At 59.5% G+C, this 24,113-nt stretch carries 12 protein-coding genes; 4 read left to right on the forward strand and 8 right to left on the reverse strand.

The features are described 5' to 3' along the window. Positions 1–19 precede the first annotated feature (19 nt). Together B7E02_RS04965 and B7E02_RS04970 are read left to right on the forward strand one after the other, a co-directional pair. Entirely contained in the window at positions 20–634 is a 615-nt protein-coding gene (locus B7E02_RS04965; RefSeq protein WP_179129657.1) for a TetR/AcrR family transcriptional regulator, read from the forward strand. Positions 635–954: 320 nt separating this feature from the next. Further along, a complete protein-coding gene (locus B7E02_RS04970; protein ID WP_080793611.1) occupies positions 955–2,667 on the forward strand; it encodes a CocE/NonD family hydrolase in 1,713 nt (570 codons plus the stop codon). Between the two features lie 5 nt (positions 2,668–2,672). Here B7E02_RS04970 and B7E02_RS04975 read toward each other — a convergent pair whose 3' ends face one another. Continuing rightward, entirely contained in the window at positions 2,673–4,445 is a 1,773-nt protein-coding gene (locus B7E02_RS04975) for an FAD-dependent oxidoreductase (protein ID WP_080793614.1), read from the reverse strand. Between the two features lie 537 nt (positions 4,446–4,982). Here B7E02_RS04975 and B7E02_RS04980 point away from each other — a divergent pair. After that, positions 4,983–5,501: a DUF1707 SHOCT-like domain-containing protein gene (locus B7E02_RS04980; protein WP_080793616.1), complete on the forward strand. Its 519-nt coding sequence runs from the start codon at positions 4,983–4,985 to the stop codon at positions 5,499–5,501. Between the two features lie 613 nt (positions 5,502–6,114). Continuing rightward, on the forward strand, positions 6,115–9,615 hold the full coding sequence (locus B7E02_RS04985) for a hypothetical protein (RefSeq protein ID WP_143336647.1): 3,501 nt from the start codon (positions 6,115–6,117) through the stop codon (positions 9,613–9,615). A 134-nt stretch (positions 9,616–9,749) separates the two neighbouring features. Here the strand turns inward: B7E02_RS04985 and B7E02_RS04990 are convergent, their stop codons facing one another. From B7E02_RS04990 to pglX, 7 genes are all read right to left on the reverse strand, one after another. Continuing rightward, entirely contained in the window at positions 9,750–11,705 is a 1,956-nt protein-coding gene (locus tag B7E02_RS04990; protein ID WP_080793621.1) for a hypothetical protein, read from the reverse strand. Between the two features lie 408 nt (positions 11,706–12,113). Beyond that, positions 12,114–13,865, reverse strand: a complete 1,752-nt coding sequence (locus tag B7E02_RS04995; protein ID WP_245802205.1) for a hypothetical protein — start codon at positions 13,863–13,865, stop codon at positions 12,114–12,116. A 220-nt stretch (positions 13,866–14,085) separates the two neighbouring features. Then, positions 14,086–14,400 (reverse strand): hypothetical protein, encoded by a 315-nt coding sequence (locus B7E02_RS05000; protein WP_080793623.1) that lies wholly within the window; start codon positions 14,398–14,400, stop codon positions 14,086–14,088. Next, positions 14,397–16,523, reverse strand: coding sequence for a BREX system Lon protease-like protein BrxL (gene brxL, locus B7E02_RS05005; RefSeq protein ID WP_080793625.1), 2,127 nt, complete (start codon positions 16,521–16,523; stop codon positions 14,397–14,399). The genes B7E02_RS05000 and brxL overlap by 4 nt, the downstream gene beginning before the upstream one ends. A gap of 14 nt (positions 16,524–16,537) precedes the next feature. Further along, positions 16,538–19,033: a BREX-1 system phosphatase PglZ type A gene (pglZ, locus tag B7E02_RS05010; protein WP_080793628.1), complete on the reverse strand. Its 2,496-nt coding sequence runs from the start codon at positions 19,031–19,033 to the stop codon at positions 16,538–16,540. Continuing rightward, a complete protein-coding gene (locus B7E02_RS05015) occupies positions 19,030–20,514 on the reverse strand; it encodes an AlbA family DNA-binding domain-containing protein (protein ID WP_080793630.1) in 1,485 nt (494 codons plus the stop codon). The genes pglZ and B7E02_RS05015 overlap by 4 nt, the downstream gene beginning before the upstream one ends. A gap of 68 nt (positions 20,515–20,582) precedes the next feature. Continuing rightward, positions 20,583–24,101, reverse strand: a complete 3,519-nt coding sequence (gene pglX, locus B7E02_RS05020) for a BREX-1 system adenine-specific DNA-methyltransferase PglX (protein WP_080793632.1) — start codon at positions 24,099–24,101, stop codon at positions 20,583–20,585. Positions 24,102–24,113: the final 12 nt, after the last annotated feature.

Here is a 24,113-nt window from a genome sequence, read left to right on the forward strand (position 1 = left end):
CAAGGCAAGGGGTGGACGGTTGCCCAGACACCTCCGAGATGCGCGCAGAACGGAGATTCTGCGGATCGCGATCGGGGAGCTGAGGGACCACGGATATGAAAAGACCTCGATGACGCGCATCGCCGCCCTGGCGGGCGCCTCGAAGGAGACCCTGTACTCCTGGTTCGGCAACAAGGAGGAGCTCTTCGCCGCCGCCATCGAGGTCAACGCCGATGACGCCGCTAAGCTGCCCGACCTTGCCGTTTCCGGGCCGCCGCCAAGCCCCGCCGAGGTCCCCGAGACCCTGCTCCGCAGCGCCAGGGGGCTCATCGATCTGCCGACGGGGCCGGATTCCATCGCCCTCAATCGCGCAGCCAACTCATCACCACAGCTCGCGGAGGTGCTCACCCGCGCCGGCCGCGAAAGGGCGGGATCCGCCATGGTGCGCTACCTTGAAAGGCTCTCCGATCAGGGGATGCTCCACATAGATGATGCCCATGATGCCTCCACCATCTACTTCGGGCTCGTCAACCGCGATTCGCAGATCCGCGCACTTCTCGGGGGCTCGGCTCCGGATCCACGAGCTCGGGCCGAGCAGGGCGTCGATGCGTTTCTCAACCTGTTCGGAAAGGACGACACAGGTCGCGGCAGATGAGGAGAGAGATTCCGTGGCCGGTGTCTTTCGGGGTGGCTCGGGTGGAACCCCAGGTGGTTTTGCCCATTCTGCGGCGAGCCGAGGTATGTTCCGGCATCCTCGGTCACCGGGGAATCGACGGTCCAACCGAGATCAACGCCCGCTGAACCCGTCGGGGTGAAAGCCCCGACCATCCACTCTAAAAGGAAGGTCGGATAGGGAAACGTAGCCCGAAAACATCGGGAACCCGATCCTCACATCGCGCATCCTTGATCCGTATTCCTGAAAGCAGCTGCGCGTATAGGGTGACATCTACATATATTGGGCGGTGGGTAGATGACATGCGGGAGGCTGCGGTGAAGTCCCAAACACTTGATAAACCCTGGAAACGTCCGGGTGGGGCAGCATATGCGATTCGGCGGGTGTCGGCATTTCTGCGGCCCCCGGTCGAGGTGTATGAGATGCCCGCCGAGGTACATAAGGACGCCGACATACCGGTGCGTATGCGTGATGGCGTGACCCTGCGCCTCAACCTGTTCCGCCCGGCGGATCACGAGGGTCCGCAGGGTCCGCTTCCCGTGATCCTCTCCGCCCATCCCTATGGAAAGGATGCGGTGCCGAAGAAGACGAGGTTCGGCCGCTGGTCATTGAACCCGCAGTATCGGATCATGAACCAGTCGGAGCCGGTGCGCATTTCCGATCAAACCAGCTGGGAGGCACCTGATCCCGTCTGGTGGGTTCAGCAGGGCTATGCCGTGATCAATCTTGACACCCGGGGTGGCGGACATTCCGAGGGACGCGGGGATCTCTTCTCTGATCAGGAGGCGGATGATATCGCCCAGGTGATCGCATGGGCAGCGGCGCAGCCCTGGTCGAATGGCAAGATCGCCATGCTCGGCGTCTCCTACCTGGCGATCTCCCAGTACAAGGTCGCCGCCCTCCAGCCACCGGCCCTGAAGGCCATCGTCCCGTGGGAGGGCTTCAGCGATGCCTACCGCGATTTCTTCACCTCAGGCGGAATCGTTGAGAATGGATTCGCCCGGGTCTGGTTGTTCCTGAGTTCACGTGCGGCACGGTTGTCCACCAATCTTGCTGTCGAACGGCGCAAGCATCCGTTGCGCGATGACTGGTGGGCCGGACTCTCACCGGACCTGTCGAGGATCACCGTCCCCATCCTTGAGTGCACGAGTTTTTCAGATGCGAATCTGCACAGCATCGGCTCCATGCGCGCCTTTGCACGCAGTGGGTCCAGGCAGCGTCACGCCTTTGCGCACCGTGGACCGAAATGGGCAACGTTCTACGGCAATGAGGCACGCCGCCATCAGCTGGCGTTCCTGGACAAGCACCTGCGTGGCCAGGAATCGATGGAGATTCCGCCGATGCGGTTGGAGATCCGGGACCGCGGTGACCACGTCGTCGAGGTGCGCGATGAACAGGAATGGCCGCTCGCCCGAACCGAATGGCGGCGATTGCATCTCCAGGCCACCGGAGTTCTTTCCACGGAAGCCGCTCGCGAAGGGGCTGTCACCTTCAACCTTCGCCGCGACGCTGTCGCCTTCGACCACCACTTTCCCGAGGATACGGAGGTGACCGGGCCAATGCTGCTGCGGCTGCAGGTGGCAACGTCCGGGGCGCGGGATCCACGCATTCTTGTCGGGGTTGAAAAGCGTGTTGCCCACAGGATGGTTCCCTTCGAGGGATCCTATGGATACGGCCGTGATCGTATCGCCCAGGGCCGATTGCGGCTCGCACTACGCGAGCTTGATCCGGTGTTGAGTACACCGCACCAGCCGGAGCACACCTTTCGCACCGCGGAGCCGCTTGTCGACGGCGAGGCCACCGAGATTCTCATTCCCCTGAGTCCTTCTGCGACGCTCTTCCGGGCGGGAGAGTCCCTCCGGCTGATGATCGCGGGCCGGTACCTTGAGCCCCGCAATCCGCTATTCGGCCATTTCCCCACGCACTACGTCCCCAGCAGCTCAGGAAGGGCAATAATCAGCTGGGATGCGGATCATCCCTCCTACCTGGAGATCCCGGTGATCCCCCGGCGCTGAGGGAACTATTTGTCGGCTTTTCCGGCCACCGCGCCTTCGAGATCCGCGAAGGCCAGGTCGCCGTGCACGGCGGCGCCGGTCATGACCCCCGCCGCGGCGGCGCCGACGACCATGGACATGGGTTGGTTGGCGTTTCCGGCGGCCCACACCCCGGGCACCGTGGTCTTCTCCTGCGGATCGCTGGGAATGTGACGACCAAAGGGGGAGGTCTCCGCGGTGGCACCGAGACCTTCAAAAAGAGAGGTCCTGGCGTTGAATTCAGGCGCCACCACCGCGACATCGGCACCGTGGACCGCTCCGTCCTCGGTCTCCACACCGGTGACCTGATCACCGTCCATGACAAGTCGTCTGATCCTGCGGCGCACGGAGGTGACACCGAGTGCGTCGAGCTGGGCGCTCTGGGTGTCCGTCAGATCCTGCAACTCGTGGAGAAAGACGGTCACACGGTCGCTGAGCTGGCGAAACAGCACCGTCTGGTGCAGGAACATCTCAGTGGTGGCAATGATGGCGATGCGCTTTCCGCGCACCTCCCACCCGTGGCAGAAGGGGCAGTGCAACACGCTGTGGCCCCATCCCTGCTCGAGACCGGGGATGTCGGGCAGTCCGTCGACGAGGCCGGTGGCGAGGATGATTCTGCGGGCATGAAGCCGGCGTTCGGTGTCCTGCACCTGCACGGTGAAATCGTCGATCGTGCCGGAAATGGCGGACACCTGCCCGTCGAGAATTCTCACGCCGTAGGACCGCGCCTCGGCGCGCCCGCGCCGGAGCAGTTCGGCAGGGGAGATTCCCTCATTGCCGAGCACATTGTGTGCCCCCGCCGCCGGAGCGTTCCGCGGATGGCCGGAATCGACCACGATCACCGAACGCAGGGAACGCCCGAGCGCGACCGCTGAGGCCAGTCCGGCGGCGCCACCGCCGATGACGATGACATCGACGCGCTCCCGCGGGCGCGTGGCGATGAGCACGTCCCGCCGCGAGCTGAGCTCGATGGGGGAGGTGCCGGCTTTCAGCTTGTCGACGGCCACGTCAACAGCACGCAGGTCCTGCGCGCTGAGCTGCTCCGCCAGGTGCTGTGCGTGCCCGTCCAGGAGATCCGCCAGATAGCGGGCGCCCTCGGCGTTTGATCCAGAGACAGTAAGCTCCCTGTCGGTGGGCGGGCTGAGGTGGAAGCCGGCGTCGATAAGCACCTGTGGCCAGTTCGTTGCGTGATTCGGGCGGGCGGTGGAGATCGCCGCACTGATGCGCTCCGCGAGGCCGGGTACTCCGACACCGAGATCATCGGGGGTGATGGTCAGGGAGTCGCTCAGTTCCGTAATTGCGAACACGCCGCCCGGCCTGAGCACGGAGAACACCTGCCGCGCCAGGCGCGCCGGGTCCTGGGCATGGTGCAGCGAGAGCGCCGCCCATGCGAGATCGACGGGTTCGGAAAGGTGGGTGGTCCAGTTGCTGTCAAGATCGACCTCGGTCGCTGTGATTCTGCCGGCGGCACCCGCCTTGCTCGCGGCATCGGTCACGCGCCCGAGCAGCTGCGCGGACACATCAAGGGCGTTGATTCGGGCGGAGGGGAAGCGGCGGGCCAGGGCGAGTGTTCCGTCGCCGGTGCCGGAGCCGAGATCGATGATGGACTCGGGTTCAGTGCCCAGTTCGTGTGCTGCGTCCTCGATGACTGCGCCGGTCAGTTTGCTGGCCAGCCGGGACTCCAGGTCGAGGTGGTTGACAAAGGACTCGGGGAGTTCGGACCATTGGTCGGAATGCATGTGTGGATGATCGGTGGTCATGGAGCCACCGTATCCACCATTCCCGGATGGGGCATGCCATCTTGCCTATGGCGCAAGGATTCACAGTAAGGCTCGACGGAGCAGAGGATTCGTGCACTGTGTCTGCCCCTCGGTTGGACCCCTGATGCCCTGGCGGCGGGGTGTTTTTCGTCGACATCAACGCTTAGCCGCAATGCAACCGGATGCCAGCGGATAGCGCTGGAGCAGGTTGTGAAATATCGCCCTGGATCTTCGGAGGTGGTGACGGCCTGAATCTGAATCTGAGGACGGGGCGTCGCATTCTGGGGCTGTCCAGGGAGCGGGCGCCTCGCGGCGGTTTTAACCATTAACGCCGCCTGCGCGAAGCGCAAAACGGGCCCGTTGAACTGCTCACCATCTTCGACGGTGACGGTGGGAGCACCGACCTTCCGGTTTATGGGAGGGGACGAGGGGCTCATCCCGCTTATCGACGCCCCGGTATCGAACCAGGGCCCACCCGGCGCACGGGCTGAGGCTGCGTGCAATCCAGGGTCACCCGTGTTGGGATAAATTGAAGGCATGGATGAGAACTCCAACCTGAGAATCGGCGATCCCGAGCGACATTCCGCGCTGGACCGCCTCGGTTCCTACTTCGCAGACGGTTACATCGACATCAACGAGTTCGATGAGCGCTCCGGTAAAGCGGCCGTGGCGCAGACCCGGGGCGAGTTGGCGCATCTGTTTGACGACCTTCCCGCCCTGCGCGCCGCCGAAGCGGAAAGCGGGCTGGTCCGAGAGACCAAGACGCAACAGGAACTGGACGATGTGGTCAAACGCAACCGCCGGGTGCAAGCCATCGATGGAGTGATCTGGTCGGTCGCGATGATCACCTTCTTCCTCGGGTTGTTCGTCTTTGACTGGGACTATTTCTGGGTGGTCTTCCCCGTGGCAGGCGTGGCTTCCTGGGGTGTGCGCGCCGCATTCCGCCTTGATTCGGAGGATGAGGAAGTGGCCGAACAGCTTGAGCGGGACGAGAAGAAGGCCCGCGCGGAACGCCTCCGTCACGCGGCCAACAAACGAAGGGAACTGGGTAGCTAGGGTCTGGTTGTGGGTTTTGGAGGGGCTATGGTGTGTGGGGTGGATGGAACTGGCTAAGACTGGTGGGCAACTTGTGGGGACAAACAAGGAAATAGGGCAGGACAGTTAATCTAAAACCCATTCTGCCTTGCTCATTCTTCGGGGTGGCAAAAGTAGTGCGTCCGTAAGCTTTGCCCAGCTGCTAGAGGCCTTGTTGGGACGGCGGAAGCGAGGTTCCTCAAACTCTCCTCAGTGCTTCCTAAGTCCATCGGCGTCTTTGATGAATACAGCAGCAAGCGTCAACGGGCTTGCCGAGAGTCACGACATGCACCAGGTTACGGTGTCGGCTCACCTGAGTCTTTGAGGGGAGTCGAGGCGCCGTCCTGGGCTGGGTATCGATGAGGCGGTCGAGGCTGTCAGGCTGTTCCAGGGCGAATGCATAAGCGCAGATGCAGTTGCGCCACGTACGAAACATCCAGGGCACTGCTTCGCGACAGAAGTCAAAGGTTATTCGTCAGCCGTCGTGTTCGGCGATGGTTGGACACGTCGCATTGTGTCGTGGTAGCCGAAGATTGCGCCGACTCGCTAGAATCGTATTGCCAATTGGCACTGAGCAGAGAGGTGGGTGCTAATCGTGAACCTGCTCGACCGTATCGACCAACGTCTAAATGACACTCGGTACCGCCTGCAGCAATCCGACTTCGAAGACTGCGCTTCTGCTCTCATCGTGCATGACTACGCGGGTCTCGTTCCTGTCACAGGCGGGACCGATCACGGGCTTGACGCCGAACTCGTCAAACCGAACGGTCAGGTTCTCGGCCTCATTATCACCTCATCCCGCACCTGGGAGGGAGCCAAGAGAAGCCTACGCGGGAGCCTTAAGTCGGCCCGAGACCACAAGAGGCGCGTTGACCAGGTTGTTGTCGCGAACCTTGCCGAGGTCAACCGGCAAAAGCGCATTAAGTTGGCCGTCATCGCCCACGAGTTCAAGTGCGAACTCATCCAGGTCTACGACCGCCCATGGTTCGCTACCGCGTTCCGAGATGAACCTGACTGGCGCCGCAGAATTTTGCACATTGAGGGCGGCGCGTTTAGCCTTTCTCGATCACCTCGCGGAGCGCGCTCGGACGAACATCAGCTTCCCACCGTCGGACGCGACGAACTCCTCGACCGAGCCGGGAACTCCGACCAGGATCTGATCCTCTGGGGTGTCCCCGGAGCAGGCAAAAGCCATGTCGCCGGACGGATGCCCGGCGCGCTGTTCCTCGAACGGGGCTTCGCACCCGATCGGTTGCTCGACGACCTCCTGTCCGCGAAGCCGACGCTAGTTGTCGTGGATGACGCCGGCGGACGAGCCGACGATATTGAACAGCTCTTACATGCTCGGCACGCAGAGGAACTCAAGTTCCGCGTCGCAGTAACCTGTTGGCCTCACGAAAGGGAAGGCGTCGCTGACCACCTTCCGAATGCGCTCGACCTTGAGGTGGATCTCCTCACTAGGGAGGAAATCGGGATTCTCCTCCGCGAGAGAGGCATCACACGTACCAGGGTCATCGCTCATCTGCTTGAGCAAGCACAAGGGCGGCCCGCCTGGGCGCTCAACCTCGCAGGCCTCCTCGTCCAACAAGGCGCCTGGCAGGCCGTATGGACCGGCCAAGCACTCAGGGACCATATCCGGGCGTTCCTTCGCCGCTCCAAAGCACCATCTGAGGCTATCCAACTGCTTGCCGCCATCGCTCTTGTGGGTGACGCCAACGAGAACCAGACCAGAATCATCGCGGCGCTATTCGAACTCCGCCCCACGCAGTTCGAGGAGCTCATCCGCTCGGTCGCAATCGCCGGACTCGTGGATGTTCGCCGTAACCAACTGCGAAACCCCTCAGACGGACGTACCTTCGAGAAATCCTACCGCGTGGTTCCCAGCACCATCGCGGCGAGCATCGTGGCAGATGTCTACTTCTCCGGCCACGTGACCGCCATACGTATCAGCGACATCAAGACTGCGTTACCGAAACTTCGCCCAGGCATATTACAAACGCAGATTAGTGCCGCGCTACTCGGTGCCGAGGAACCGATGGTGCCCCCTGCAACCGAGCTTCTCACTGTTCTGCCCGACCTAGGGTTGGGCCCGGAGACCGACGAGCTTCTGCGCACCTACGCGCTCATCAACTCTGAGTGTGCTTGTTTCGTCTTCGAGTACCTCAAGCAGGCAGTGCTAGACGCGGCCGTAAGAGACGATGAACAGGTTGCCGTCACTGCAACGCAGATCCTTGCCGCACGAGTCGCCGACTCGCTTCAGGCAGACGAAACCGAGCATGTCACCCACTTCTTTGACTCACTGACCGAGTTGGCTTCACGAGGGTGGGATTGCGCGACGCCCATCAAGGCGGTGGTTGAGGCTGTCCAAGACGCCAGCACCGGTGATTTCCCCACCTCGACAGCCATCGTCCACCTCTGCGCGGCAATGGGGAGCGACCGAGCTCAAGATTTGCCTGACGACGTCTGGCTCAAACTCACATGTCATGTCCTCCAACCGACCTTCGACGGCAACTATATGAGCCCCGAGAAGGTGAACTCGTTCGTCCTGCAATCCTTTACCTGGCTCGAAGAAGACATTGACGCCATGTTCGTTGCGATCGAGCCGGAGTTGGGAAGGCGAATTGCCCTAACCACGAGCGAGAGGATCGGCGACCTCATCGAGGTGATGAGCAAGTGGGCCCACGTTGCCAGCGGCTACTCATTGCCGCTCGGTGCCGTCCCAAGTTTAGGACAGCAGACCGCAGCACGGCGGGTTGCAGTCTCGATCTCCAAATCCATCGCCCCGCTGATAAATACACCAGGCTTACGGGCAGTATTCAATCGAAAAGCCACCAGCCTCGACATTAAGCTCACTGAGCCGGATCAGCTCTTCGTGGCGCTGACCGTCGAGAGAGACTTCGATGAAGACCGGGAGCAGTATCGCCGCACCCGAGACGCGGAACTTGACCATGCACTTGCGGTCTACATCGAGCAACCGCCTAGCGTTATCATGACGTGGCTCGTGAACCACGACGCCGACCTCGCTATGGTCAAGCACGGCTCAGCAGCGTGGAGTGTCATGTACCGTCTCTCCATGCGTCCCGACCCGGAGGTTTGGCTCAGTGCAGCGCTGGACTTCGGGCTGGGTCGCGCAGCCAGTCCTCTTATCAGTAGGTGTGTCAATAAAGGGGTCATGACTGTTTCTCTTGCTACCGAGCTTCTCGGCGACGTAGGCGGGCGAGCCCTCCTGATCAGCTCGATTATCAGCGAGTGCGAGGATACCGAGCTCGCGAGTCTCGTTGTCGACGCGCTCAAGGTCGAAGACATCCAGGACCTCGAATCGTCCTACGCCATACTTCAGGCTTCTGATTCCACCCGTCAAGCATTGTTCACCCATCCTAACCCCCAGATACGAAGCAGTGCCGCCGCACTGTGGGCTGCGGAGTTGTCGTATTCTTCAGAAGAAATGCCTGATGATCCCACATGGGTTCCGGCCATGAACGACCTCGTCGTCTCTTCAGGCACCGTACGCAACGACTTGCAGTCCCAAGCGCTCAAGATCCTCGCGAAAAGGCAGCCGCAGACCTACATGAATTTACTGGTCAAGCACGTTGAAATGCTTGTGGGTTACGGCGACTTCGGTGCGTGGGAGAAAAGCGCAGGCGAACTAAGCAGCGCGCAACGCTTCGAACTTTGGAACCGGGTGCGCGAGAGCCCGATGGCGGCGAACCTCTTTTGGGTCATCTCATCCGACGACGTTGAGTGGATAACTACCGCAGTATCTGACCCGACCTTCCCGATATCGATCCATAACCTGCTGCACGCAACACGGTTCCAACTCGGCAATCGTTACCCGCTGCAGGTTCTCGCCGTCATGTTCCGACCGCTCCGGTGGCAGCCTGATGACCTTCTCTGGACACTCGAGGTCGGAACGCACTTGGGTGAAAAGCACGAACGACTCGAACGACACTTAAGTGAGTGTCGCGAGCTGGCGGAGTCATCTGAGTCGGATCTCGTACGCCTCGGGGAGCGAGGGATTGAGATCTTCGAACCGCGTTTCGTGGAGGCGCGAGCTGCTGCACGGCGAGCTGCGGTGCGTGGCACACTCGGCTACTGACAGTACCGTTGACGTCTGCTGACGAACGGCACAGCGCACAAAATGACGTTCGCATAGCGGACCAGCTTAGAATGCGCTCTGAGATCACAACTGGCCGGCGTCAAGTCCATCGGCGCCATCGCTAGCTCGGTACTTTACGTAGCTTTCTCAGCGGCGGCGAGGCAGAATTCGTCGTTGATTTTGATCACCAGCGCTACGGTCAACCGCAACGCGATTATGTAGGTGTAGAAGTGTGCATCGTCTCCCTTAGTATTGACTTGTGATCCGTGCAGGTATTTGTTCCGAAACTCGGGACCATTGCTGAAGTAAACTGCGTTGAGAAAGTAGTTGAAGTACTCTCCTTCGGCCTCCGACAGCAGCGAAGACCGTCGTTCCACCCACCCCCTAGAGACCATCGCGTCGGCCACGGCGCGGCCGCGGTCGGAGAGATGGAAGTAGTTGGCACACTGCGTGTTGAAGAGATCAGACAGGATTAAGTACTGTTCGACGTTGACCAGCTGGACCCTGTTCCCATCGTTGTCAACTATTCCAAGCTTTATAAGGTGATCGATCGCTGGCTTCTGGAAGTCATGGAAGTCGTCGTATGTGACGTTGTTGTTCAATAGGAGCATTGCTCCGTTGTCGCCTTGCAACTCCTCGCTGATGTAGTTCACGGATGCCTGGTCGGAGAATAACAGGTTCAGGATGCTTGTAATCTCATCGGTTTCAGTCGAGTAGAGGTACTTGCCCTCAAGGAGGCTCGACATTTCCCTATAACGAACCTGTTCTGACCCCATAGAGAGTAGTTCGCGGTCGAGTTCGCCGTCCCTGGCGAACAGGCTGAACTGACTCGCTACGCTCTCCATTTCCGCGAACATATGCCGCACTTTCTGAAGATGGGAAGCTCCGGCATCAGATGGCGTGAAGGAGAAGTTCTCGGCCTGGAACTCATCGACAAGGTACTCCTCGAAAAACCAGGAGATCACCCGCTCTAGGTCGACGTCCTTGGTCTTCAAGAAGTCGTGGTACATGCGGGTCTGGAGGAGCGAACTTGCGTCGGTCATCCGGAACACGGTGCCGATCTTGTAATCGGTCCTTCCTGGCATCCCGATTGACCGCTCCATCGTGCTAAGGCTCGCCGGATACGACGGGAGAGCAAGAAGCACATTCCGGTCGACGAACCCGAACAGATGAATGAAGTTATTTAAGATGCTGGGGTTGTCGCACGTCTCTTCAAGCCAACGCCGGCTGTAGGTGTAGCGACACACCAAACCGTCCGACTTATCAAGTTCCGCAGAAGCCGGTTCTTCCTGGTCGGCGATGCTTACTTCGCAACCGGTCCTCATACCGTCGTTGTCCTTGAAGAGCTTCACATTGAGTTCCTCACCACGCCGTTTCGCGCGCAGCTTAAGTCGCGCGTCGATTCCTACCGCTGGCGTCTCCTTGGCAGAGGCAATTAGTCCGACATAGTTCAGATTGGCGTCCTCCCCATCGATGTACTGCTCCAGAAGTGCTCGAGAGTCCTCAGGGGTGAAGCTCCGTGGAAGGTAGATGTTGTCCCGCACATCATCCTGGAGGAGTTTGCTTATCACATGCTCGGCACTTCGAAGCGAATTCAGCAGTTCCGTGCGAACCTCGGCGTCGTAGGCCTGAACCAACTTCTTGCACCCCAGAATATCGCCGAGATGCACCCCGGCAGCCGATAGCGCAGGCAGGACCGTTGCGGCGGCGCAGCGTTCGTATGCCTTGTTCCGACCGAGAAGCTCGAGAAGGTCTCCGTGGTAGTCGTGCCCGCCTTCTGCCGCATCTTTGATCACTGTCGCCACATTCTTGTCGTCGACACTCGAGAAAAACCGCGCTACCGCACCGCGTATCTGCGGTATGCGTGTCTTCATCAGGGCGCGCTGCTCCTCGCCATAAGCCACCGGCAAGAAGCCGTGCTCAAGGTACTGCTGAACGTTGTGGAGCTCGAGGATGTCGATAGCGCCTGTGGGCGGGTTCTCAGGGGCGAACTGTTCAGCGAGATCGGCCGCCCGCTGAACGAACCAGCCTGTTGCCAGGTCGTTCGGACCGAAGAAGCGGACCCTCCGAAATTCATCTTCATCACTCACTTAGAGGCTCACCTCTCCTCGCGAACTGGGACAATGTAAACGTAACCCACAGGACTGACACAACTGATCGCAGGACGCGTAATAACTGATGCGCCCTCGGTTCTCAAGCACCGCCCGCCTCCAGTTTGGTCGACACTCGATCCCTTCTGAAGCGTATCGCTGTGCGTGTGTCTTTCCGGTGATTGCGACTTTCTTGTGCCGAAAGTCATCCAGGAGTCAACAGAGGTGTTCGAGACGTGAAAATCTTAGTTTGCGGTTGTGCCTCCCGATGAGCACCTCCCTTTGCTCGGCGCAACCTTTGGTGAGCTTTTGACCGGGCCTCACGCAGTGCGTACCTATCGTTCTTCGTTTAGCTATTTCTATCGTTCGGAAGATATCCTGCTCACCCATGCGGTCCTACGCAAGTCTCTAGGAGTCGACGGTGGAGTCTGCCGTGGCGAGTCGTTCAGTCGGTGTCTGGACCGAAACTGCGTGGGGCGTTCCTTTGGAGAGCGCCACCGCGAGGCTATCGATGTCCTCGTGTGTCGCGGAGTCGGGAAACATCCAGTGCAGATCGCGCTCCTTTGTGGCCACGTCGATTGTGGGTCGGACACCCGATCCCTGGTGCGAGCGACCGCGAACATTACGGACCTCATCCAGGGGGTAGATCGGGCCGAGTTCACCTCGTTTGAGGAGGTCCCCTGGGTTGGCGGTGACGATCCGTCGGTCAGTTACCGCTACGAAGGTGCTTGACGCGAATCTCTCAACGATGGCGCTGGCTCTTCCTGGTGCGAGTGCGTCCCAAGTCGCATCAACTCGTTTAGCAAGCATGGCCGGCACGACTCCAGTGAAGTTGTGGGTTCCCACTTCGTATGGGAAGGCAACGCTGCGAAGCGCCTCGCCGTCCTCAAGGAACCACCGAAGTATGTGTAGGTAAGGATCGAGTACGAGTTCCTCGGGTCCGCATACGGACGCTGGTACTGCTGGCATATCGACTGTTGGGTGAAGCATCTCGGCCAAGGGGCCGATCGCTTCGAGGAGCTGCCTGCACGTGAGCTGAGAAGCCTTTGCGCCCTTCCTCTTCTTCGTGAGAGGCACGGTAGCGCGGCCGGGGAGTTCGGCGATGATCCGCAACTCGCGAAAGAGTGACTTTGTCAGCGATTGTATTTCGGAGAGCGACTCGTCGATTTCGACGGGAGTGTTCCGAGCGATCCGGTTGAAGAGTTGCGCTTCGCTCTCGTCATCGGTGCTTCGTGTTCTGGCGAGGGCAGCTCGGACAGCGTGGTACTCAGCGTGCGTCTTGAGCGAGCTGAGAAGCGCGTAGGTATCGAAGACGATTGCTTCGGCGTTGGACTCGAGGTACTGGCGGCGAGCGTGACCGTCCAGTTTCCCGAGTTCCTGGATGTGGCCTGCCACGTTTTTGCGGTATAGCTTTAGTTGCTTGCGGATGTTGGGACCGCTGGGAGCGATGGGCTCCCAGACAGAGTCAGTGATGGTGTCGAGTTCGCGGGTCTCCTTGACTGCCTCATCGACGGACTCCGCCAGCCCTTCAAGCTCTGCCCATTGTTCATTTCGGATGGCTTTGAGCGTCTGCGTTGTGAGCTGGATGCTGGAGCGGACGAGGCCGGAAATCTCGCCGAGCTGCATTTGGAGGGCGATCATGGCAACGGCCGGGCCGATGGCTGCGATCGCCGTGGCGGCCGTCATCGAGGCGGGGATGAAACGCGCCTGGGCGACCAGTTCACCGTTCTTGAAGATCGCTCCAAGCTTGGCGCCGTCCTTTGCTGCCATCTGGCCGCCGCTCTTCAGCAGAGAGAGTGTCGCTTCGTTGACGCGGAAGAGGCCTTGCGCGCTTGATACTGCCTCTGCGACGTTTCCGACGATAGTGCCTGCGCTGCCGAGGGAGCCGAGAGCGGTGGAGAGCTGAGAGCGGTCGAAGGAAGGCACCATGTCAAGACTGATGAGTTCAAGACCGTCAGGGACTTCGCCGAATACGATTGCGACGCCTGGCGTCACTTCGACGAGGACCGTGGACGCTGCGAGTTCAAGCGCGTCGCACATGTCCTGACCATCTTCCGAAGTCTCCCTGCCAATGGTGTCTCCGATACCGGACTCGTCCATGTGGGCTCTCCTTCTCACTGGTGACTGCGTCGTTCTCCCTACGACGCCTTTGACGAGCATATCAGCCACCTCGGACAGCGCCTTGGGTCGGCGCAGGGTTTAACCACAAAGTAGTTGCTAGGTATCCGCATTCGACAGCAGCTCACAACACGTAAACAGTGTGTGAATAGCTTCCTTACAACTATTCGCCCAGGATAGGTAACAATAACTGCTTAGTAATAACTACTATTCAGATGGCTCAACGTTGGCAGACCGTGCGCAAGAATCTTGCGTATGAAGTTTAGACGACCTCCGTGTCAGGGGGGCGGTTCACAACCTTCAGGTTCGGCGCGAGCACCGAGTAGAAGAAATACTCATAGATGGAGGTTCGGATAATCTGCTTCCTATCGTCGGACTCACCCAGCTCAGAAAGCTCGGTGAGTGCGTCCTCGACATTTCTCAGCAGTCCGAAGAACGATGAAGGAGTTCCGGCTCCAATCAGGAAGCGTGGGTGGGAGTCTTGAACGATCGTGCGAAGACGTTCTGCACTGATGTCGTCAACCGAGTTGCGTGCCGCGGGTGTACTCGGGACGCCATTGATGCTTACATCGGTCACGAGTTGTCTTCGCCTTCGTTGATGTAAGTGATGCCGAAGGCAAAGACCTGGCGGAACTCCTGGCGGCGGGAGCCGAGGTCGAACTGGCTGCCGGAACCCTTCTGGAAGATGTCGAGGCCGCGCCCGAGGAGGAGCTTCCAGCCATGGTCGGTGCGGATTGATCTGTCGTGGATGGTTTCATCCCAGGTCACGTCGAAATGGATGCCAGCGGTAGCGGCGCTGTCCTGGATGTCCTTGAGCATCAAAAGGTGCTGTTGAGCGTACTCGCTACGGTCTTCCTTGGTCACGAGGGTCACTGCGATCTCCTCGGCAGGATCCTTGGCGGCTGCCAGGAGAGCCAGCAGATCGACGAGGTTGCGACCCTGGTGCGGGAGCCGGATGTACGGATCGATGATGGTGATGTTTGCAGCACCCCGCAGATATGGCATCAGCAGCGTCTCGTACGAGACTCCGCGTTGGTTCTCTTGAAATTCGCGGTGCCCTTCGAACAATGGCGCGGCCACTTCGGCTATCGGCGGTACTGGAGCCGCGTCCTTTTTTCGCGCGGGCTCGGGCTCCACCGACAGTTCTTCTGTATCCTCGGTTTCGGCAAGCCGGGGTTGGTAGTAGTCGGGGTGTTCGTCCTCTTCGAGTGTCGTGACGCCGTGCCATGCGCCGGTCATGTCGGAGTAGCCGAAGTTAACGGCGGACATTGTGGTGTCGATGCGCAGAATCTGGTCTTTGACTCGCTTGCGTCCTTCGATCGCGAGGCGCAGCAGTTCCTCGATTTCCGAGGGTGTGGCCTTTCCTCCCGGGTAGATGAGCTTCATCAAGCCAGAGAAGGTCTTGTGGATGCCGTCGCGGTCTCGTGTGGAGATGTCTGTGCCGAGGGTGAAGTGTTGCTGGTAGCGGTCGGAGTAGTCTGTGTTGCGCATATAGCGCAGCACTTCGGCGATGTAGTCGACGACAAAGCCATAGCCGGAGGAAAACATTTCGCTACGGATCGTGTCTATTTCCCAACCTGGGATGTAGAAGTGAAGTCGGTCGAGGTAGGCGGAATCGTGGTACGCCTCAGGTAGTTCGTCGAACAAGTCCGAATGCTTAAGCATATAGGGGACCGTGTGGGAGGTGTTGCCCACGAACACCATCGAAGCTTCGGCTCCAAGTGTTTCCACGCCACGGGAGAATGATTTGTTCGCCATGTAGTTCTTCATGATGTCGACGAGTGCCTTGTCGGTACGTTTCTTCTTTCCGGCGAACTCGTCGAATGCTACGACGTCCCAGTAGCCGACCAGTCCGATGCGGCCGTTAGCATTGTTCACAAAGAGCTTTGGGACGGTTATCTCGCCACCGGAGATCAGCATGCCATGCGGAGAGAACTCGGAGTAGATGTGTGATTTTCCGGTGCCCTTCGGGCCTAGCTCGACCAGGTTGTAGTTCCGCTCGACGAACGGAATGAGACGCACGAGTTGTAGGAGTTTGGCTCGTCGTCCGAACATCTCGGGGTTGAATCCGATGGACTGGATCAGCAGGTCGATCCACTCTTCGGTGTTGAATCCCTCTCTTGATGCGAGGTACTCTTCGTAGTCGAAACTCGACATCTGGATGGCTTTGAGGCTCCCCAGAATCCAGGGGACAACGTGGGAGTCATCGCTATGGAAGTACTCGATGTCGCAGATGCACCACACGCCGCCGACTAGCAGCTTCGGGTTGGCTTTCACTGTTGCGGGATCAACGATCACGTTGGTGATCCCGAGGTTGGCGAAGGACGCCTGGTACACGTCCTCCTTGTCGTTCAGGGTTACGGTGACTTTGTCGATGATTCGGTGGCGGCCCTTTTCCTTGATGGTGGACTTCACCAGTTCTGACTCATTGCGGTGAACGTAGTGCGTGCTAAGAATTTTGCGCACAGCGTCAATTCCGGCCTGGATTGTCGCTTCGTCGTCGGAGGCGGCGTACTGGCCGAGTAAGTACTCCAGCACGTAGGAGGGGACGATTGCATTGCCCTTGACAGCTTTCACGAGGTCTTTGCGGACGACGGAGCCGCCGAAGAGCAGGTTGATCTTGTAGTCAAGCTCGCCCTGCTGCGGTGTGTCTGAGTCGGCGCCTGGTTTTCTGCCGGAGTGGCTTTCGGTGTCCGTCATAGCTGCTGCTTCCTCTAGAAATCGAAGTCCGATGTGAACGAGCGCTTGAGCAGGTACGGAGCCCGCTTGTAGACGCGCCACTGTGTGGTGTTAGGTATCTGCTCTTCGAGCCGGAACTCGACCTTGCGATTGTTGAACTCATTGGAGTCCCGGCTGAGGAGCATCCGTGCATTCTGGTAGCGGTCCCGCTTGTCATCCGAGGGCTGGTTGAAAAGCAACTCGGGCTGGTTTGAGATCAATGTCTCGCCGAGGTAGATGCCAGCCCGTAGCGTGCGTGCCTGGATTTTCTCGCTGACCGGCTCGGACTGGAAGAGCTTCACGACGAGCTGGCCGGTGGTGATCTTGTCGGTCTCGGGCAGCACCTCAACGTTGACGGGCCGAGTGTCGCTCTTGCGTTTCTTCTTGACGGTGAGAACCGGAACAACGACTTCCTGGAGCGTGGCGCCACCGTGGACGAACCGGGAGCCCGCGCCCGGTAGCTTGAGTCGATGGATTGACTTTGGAATCTGAACCTCAAGGTCGCTGCTGAGTCCGAGCTGTTCAGGCTCGAACTTTCGGAACGCGGGATCGTCCTTGAGTCCTCTGCCGAGCACGTATCTGCGATTCGTCACGATGAGTTTGTCGCCCTGCGGTTTAGTCGAGAGATAGGAGGCGTCGGCAAGCGCGGTGTCCTGGTAGAGGAATCCGTGGTCAGCAGTCACCAGGATGTTTGTGGCGTTCGCGTTCGTCAGTCGTTTGATGAGGTCGACCAGCTCGCGTAGCGCATCGTCGGCGGCTTCGAACACTTGGCGTTCGGTGCGGGCCTTGTCACCCCTGGCGTCGATCTGGTCGTGGTACACGTAGAGCACTTGGTAGGCGCCGTAGAGTTCGCGAAGCTCGCCATGCGGCATCGCGAGAACATCTTCAGCCTGGATTGCGAATCCGTCTACAGAAGCCAGTACCTTGTTGCGGTTCGCTGTTCCGTCGGAACGCATTCCGTCCACGAGCACCGGATCGCCATCGTGCGAGTGAGCCAGTGTCGTGTGCGGGAGCAGGGCGGCCATACCGAGTTGCGTGTAGCTCGGAAGTACTCCAAGCATCGCGTCGAGTTCTGCGTCGAAGCGGTCTTCCTGACGGATGCGTGAGCCCAGTTCGTCGGCGACCTCGTAGCGTAGCGCATCGGAGATAATGACCACCGCCTTCCGGTTGCCCTTGCTGATAATCGGATCGACGTGATCGGTGAAGAATCTCGCATGCGGGCGCACCGCGACCGACCGCCAGTCAGTCATAACATCGATCTGCTGCTGCCAGGCGTTGCCGAGTTCGTAGAGGTATCTGTTCGCGTAGTGCTTCTCCACCTCAATACGGAGTGCTTCGAGAGGGCCGGCGTACTCCGTGGTGCGGGCGGCAAAGTGGAACTGTCGGTATAGCTGGTCGATGCGGAACCAATGTTTGCGATACTGGTCGAGTCCGTCGTCAAACGACGCGATCTCGAATTTTGCGGTCGCGAGTTTGCTCAGCAGATCGGAAGCAGTGGCGAGCGCGGTGTACAACTCCCGGTAGCTATCAATCCAGATGCTGCTCTGTCGGGCGCGGATCGTCTCGGACACATCGCGTGCACTCATTGTCCGCTCGACGATTGCCTGCGTCAGCGCGCTGATGATCTTGCGTTCCACGTCCTCAAAGAGGTCGTTGTCCACTAGCTCGACCAGCTCGGCATCTTCGATTGTGTTGGCATAGCCGAGGTTATTCGCTGTGCGGCGGGCCAATGTGGAGAGGGCACCAGCGCTACGCCGGTCATTGCGTAGGCTCGCGAAGTCGAGCTGAATGTTGCGTAGAGCTCCGGGTGTGTCTGACGCGAACCCATTGATTGCCTGCCGAAACATCCACAACACGAAGTCATCCACGCTGGGCTCGCCTACTTCGTACCCGTATATCTTGGCAACACCGGCCCAGTAGAAGCCTTCGAGCGACTGCTCGGCCAACGCGTCGTATCTGGTGTGTGCACCGAGCGAGTTCTCGATCAATAACGTGCGAGTGAGTTCCAACATGCTGTGCTCGCGCTGACCCAGCACTACAGCAGACATCTTCGCTCGTAATTTGTCGGCATCATCGTCAGCCGTGAGCATGGCCTTGAGGCTCTGGACTCGTTTGGCGGCACGGAAGAACTTCTCGTGCTCCCGCACTACCCCCTCGATCCCGCTACCGTTGAGACCGAGGTCCTGGCTCACGAGCGCGGTTCGATCAGCAGTGAAGACCCCGTAGGCCAACTCAAGATCTAACAGCCAGTTACCAGTATCTGGAGGTAAGGGGGCGCCTCGGTAAAGAAGAAATCTGCCTAATGGCTCTTCGTGGAGCACTCGGTTCTTCACGGCATATTCGTTGTTCTCCACTCGCACGATTGTGACGCCGTTGAGATCGAGTGCATCAAGCTCGTTGACATACTCACCGTTGGCGTCGTGCCAGAAGACGAGACGCTGTGACTCGAACCTTTGCTCCAGGTGAGGCTGAACAGAATTGAGTGAACTCATTCGGTATTCTCCTGTGCACCAAGAACAACAAGGCCTTGCTCTGTGATCACGTATCGTTGATTCTGACTGTTGGGTTTGTCGGGATTAGTACGTGCCAAGTGGCCTGCTTCGATAAGAGGGAGTATGTGACGGCGATAATTTCCGTATGCGTCAGACAAATTGATGCCAGCGAGCAATTCCGAGCGCGACATCGGTCCGCTCGAAGCTAGAGTGAGCAGCGCCAAAGCTTGCTCACCTACCTTACTCACTTGCTCATTCACTTGCGCACTCACTTGCTCACTTGGCGTGCTATTTCGGTACTTCGCATCGATACCATGACCCACGTCCGGTGCATGGGATGGTAGGTAGATGGTGAACCGGAGTCGATCCATGACTTCTTCAACTCGCGGTTCAGGCAACCCAGCCGCCGCGATCTGGTCGTAGACGCGCTGGACGCCGGTGCCCCATTGCTCCATGATCCCGGCCTCACGGAAAATACGCGCGAGCGAAGGGTTCCGCAGCCGGGAGGCGCGCCGCATCGACTCCACCGTCATCCCCGGCAGGAGCAAGCCAGGACTGTCAACCTGGATGCGGTCATCGTGAAACCCCACCCGGATGGGCGTCCCGCGCTCGGCATAGCTGGCATGTACGAGAGCATTGACGACGACCTCGCGGATCGCCTCGACGGGGATTGAGTAGGCGTCGCGCCGACGTACTTCGCCGAACACGGCGGACTTGTAGGCGTGCTTGAGGAGGAATTCCATAACCCGATCCACAGCAAGCGGCATCGGTCCGTGAATCTCGGTCTGATCGAAGATGTCGGTTCCACTGGGACCCCGTAACCGGCCGCACTGGACCCACGCGGACGGTAGGAATCGCGTGGGAGAGGGGCATGCGGCAAGGAGGCCCGCATACGTTGGGACGGTCTCTTCTCCTTGCTTGGCTGCGAGCCCGAGCGCGACAAGATCATCGGCATCGGTACTGCGCCCGCGTAGTTCCGACAGCGTCTTCAGATCGAGATCTTCGAGCGAGGCTCGTGGCTCAGGTAGGTCTTCGAATGCCATACCGCGCGCGTTGCGTTCAAGTTCTGCCACCAAGGCAGGGTCGGCTTGGCGTGTCGTCGATCCCAGACGGACATAGACTCCGTGCTCGGGACCCTGATCGGTCATGAAGTGCGGACGACGAGTGCTCAGAGGCACGTCGACGACGAGGATTGTCGCTTCGCCAATGCTTAAGAGGTCGATGGCCGGGACCAGCTGCGGTGAGATACGATCCGTGATCAGACTGCTAATCCGTTCTTCCTCTGCGAGGGGGTCGCTTACACCGACGACAGTACCGTCGTCGTTTACTCCGATGCCCAAGCGGCCACCGGCGGAGTTGGCGAACGCGACAATCGTGCGGAGTGGTTTCGTTGGTGACGACAGGTCACGCTTGAATTCCAGTGTCTTTCCTTCAAGTGCGCGCACCCGACCGCGCTCATCCAACTCAAACTCTCCAGACATAGATGGCCTCCACCGAATCTCGTCCTGGCGATTTGACAATCTCATTGTTCATCGAAGCCAACTTGACCTCAGCCACCGGTAGCTTCCAACCCAGGGATCTTCTTTAGAGCCGGGTAGAACTTGGGATAGTTGACCTTAACTCCATCATCGAGGTCAATGGCGACCTGCTGAGACGCTAACGGGTAGAGCACGTCATGCTCGTACTCGCTGAGCTCCACCAGCACCTTTCGAAGCCGCTCGGCTTCCTTCAGCGCCGCTGCCTTCTCGCGAGGCGTACCCTCCCCGGCGGCGAGACGCTCCTGGTGCTGGAGGTTCGCCTCCAGTTTCGACTCGAACTCGCGCAGGTACTCGTTCAGCACGGTTGAGACCGTGGACGGCGTGTAGCGGTGCATGTAGATCAGCGCATTGAACGATCCCTTCGGGCTGGAGAACAGCCAGTAGATCGGACGCTTCTTGTACCGCTTGACGTGATCGTCGTAGAACTTCGACCGGCCCGCTCGGGTGATGAAGTACTCCCGGAGCGACTTGACTCCGAGCGACTCCTGAACGAAACGCAAGTTGTCTTCGAAGTGTTGCTCTCCGAAGGCCACTCGCAGGAACTGACGAAGACGCGCCACGATGTCGTCCTCGAACCAGTCGCCATCGACGATCGGGAGAACGTTGTCTGCATCGGGCACGAACGACGGCGCCGACACCTTCGCGATGTAGTCCTGAGCCGTTGCCCCCTGGTCAGCGAGGATCAAGCCCGGCTTGTCGAGGCTGTACCGGCCGAACATACAGCCGACTGCGTAGGAGACGAGGTCTTCGATAGCAGACGCACGACTCATGTCCCGGTACTCCGAGTCGCTCTTCCCGCTGCCGAACCGGAAAATAGGATTCAGGTCGAGTGTGACTTGGTTGATCGACACCGACGTATCGACCTCGCCAATGAGACCCGTAGCAACCGCGACCACCTCATTGTTCGCAGATGCAAGCCGTCTGAACTCTTGCGTGAGCAGGCTGGACTCGTTGAAAAGGTCAGCTTCGAAGGCCCCGAGGAGCCCAGTGCCAGAACTCGCCAATGGCGACCCCGCGAAGTCCCAGCATGTCTCCTGACGCGCTTCGTCCTCCTTTGCGATATCAATCAATCCCCTGACAACGCCCTCGTCCCCGCCCGGCACATTCGGAAGTCTCGAAAGATCGCCGGTTTGAAACTCGATTGTGGGATTCAGTGCTCGCAAGAGATACGAAGCGGAGCTCGATGCGAGGTATCCCAAGCTGGACAGGAGCGATCCGCCGTCCGAGAAGCAGGAAGACCCCTTGGCGTCGAAGATAAACCCGGGCTCCGAGTATCGGATTGAGAGTGAAGTAGAGCCAGTAGCAGAGTAGGTGAGCGACTCTTGAAAGTAGCGCGCCCGACTTCTCGGTGTAGCTCGGCCCGTCGCGAGAATCTCTCGACCATCGTCTTCCCAGTTGACGTAGAAGTCTCTATTTCCAAACCAACTGCGTGCGCCGCCACCCTTGTTATAGGGGAACCAGCGGCGCCTGCTCTCAACTGCTTCGGATACAGATCGCGCGCTATGACAGGCCCGGCTCTGTGAGACCTCGAACCATCGCCTAATGAAGCGCTCGTTGTCGCCGGTAGTCATGCCGCCAGTAATGTGGAGTTCGTCTCCGAGTGACTTGTGCTCAGCAAAGAGGTTCCGCGCCGCCGGCGACAACCAATAGGCCACGGGCATCCCTGGGACTATCGACAGATCGAACGCATCAACCTCGTAGCGCCGCCCATCGGATGATTCCCCGGCGGCGAGAGATCGTAGGGTAGACGACTTTGCTGCTTCGTTGCGTCCAGCGGTCACGTCCAGGTAGACACCTTGTTGCCGTGGGCGCGCACACCTTTCGAGAACGATCGCGGCCGTCTGAACGATCTCGCCAGAGATCGTGTCAAATGCGCTAGCTCCGAGATGCGCGAGTGTCGCGATGGTTCCGTTAGCCAGGATCAATTCTCGTAGGTTCGCGTAAGTCGAGAGAAACATCCAGGACTGCATGGCGACGAGCGCGGCATAGCCCGAGGGGAGAGCAAGGCTCACACTCCGTTCCAAGAACATGGCGTACAGGTCGGACTTTGAGAACGGGTAGGTCTGCTTGCCGAACGCCGAGAGTGCTGCGCCCATGCTCTTGTTGCCCATGTAAGGAGGATTGGCAACCACGACGTGATACCGACGGCTCAGGTCTTCGGCCTGCCGCACCGTGAGCGCTGCGCGCCCCAACAGGTCGACTTTCAGTATGTCGTCAGCAGCGTCAAGTGTCTGAAGACGGCGCGCGAGCCGGACGGCCAACCCAGGATCGGGCTGAATGAGCGATCCAAGGGTGTCTGCGTCGGCGAACTGGTTCCAGAACAGCTCCTCTTCGTGCTTGTCGCCATCCTCGGTGACAAGGTAATCGAGCTCGTCAGGGCTGAACGAGATCGGTTCGAGCACGCAGATGTTCGGCCTAGCCTGCTTACTAAAGAAGGTGCGCTGCTTGGCGCGTGCCTTCATCGTGAGGGCGAAGGCCGCGAGGGCGCCTGCACGCGGGTCGATCTCAACGCCGTAGAGGTTGTGCGTAAGGATCAGGTCAGGAATCTCGGAGGGCGCGTAGCCTTCTTCCTCGTAGATCGCGTAGAGCAGGTCGAAGGCATACGTAACCATGTGGCCTGAGCCGCAGGCCGGGTCGATGATCTTCAGTTCCTCTGGGCTGCTGACCTTGAGGAAGTCTGTCTCCTCATCGAGAGGAGCGATGTAGTAGTCCATCTGGTCGATGAGCCGGGAGGAGGGGTGGTTGAGCATCCAGAGGCGCCCGAGGGAGTTCTCGACGAGGTAGCGGACGATCCAGTGTGGGGTGAAGAGCTGGGTCGCGCCGGGAATCTCGGCCGCGCTGGCCTTCTTTCCCTTCTTAAATCCGGCGAAGACCTCGGCTTTCCGCTCGGAGATGTAGAATTGGTATAGCCACCCGATGACCTCTACATCTTGGCAAACATTTTCGGAGAGCACCGCAGCAGCCTTGGCGAGGATCGAATCTGCGGCCAGGAGGTTCGCGGGGATGAGGAGTTCGGTGTAGTTGCCTTCGCTTTCGAACATGAACGGCATGGAGTGATTCCAGTAGCGGCAGTACTCGGCGAGCAGCAGCGTATAGGCCTCACCTTGGCCGTCGGAGCTAGGACGGGTTCCGTCGAGGAGACCGGTTACCCGCTCGCGGGTGCGCTTGCTGCTGACGACAGCGGGGTCGATGCTGCCACGCTTGGCATCTGCAAGTATCTCCGGCTGTCCGGTCTGTTGGCCGTGAGCTGGTGAGACCACGCCAACACCGGTGTAGCCGTTAGCGTCCATGAACCGCAGCGCAATGATTCGGTTGAACCAGGTGTAGGCGACTTTGTCGGCGACAGCATCTTTGCCTTTTACCCCACCGCCAGCAGCCGCAATGTCGCGTTCGAGCAAGTTTACGGCGACGTGGTTCTCAACTCGCTCAGATGACGCTGGCGCGAGCACGGCGGTCAGGCGGGCGCTGACCTGGGTGATCAGCTCGCGTCTGGCCCAAGTAGCGAAACTCTTCAGAGGTGCGGTTTCCATGCGTGTGATCTC

This window comes from Corynebacterium pacaense, from assembly GCF_900169525.1.
Classification (GTDB): Bacteria; Actinomycetota; Actinomycetes; order Mycobacteriales; family Mycobacteriaceae; genus Corynebacterium; species Corynebacterium pacaense.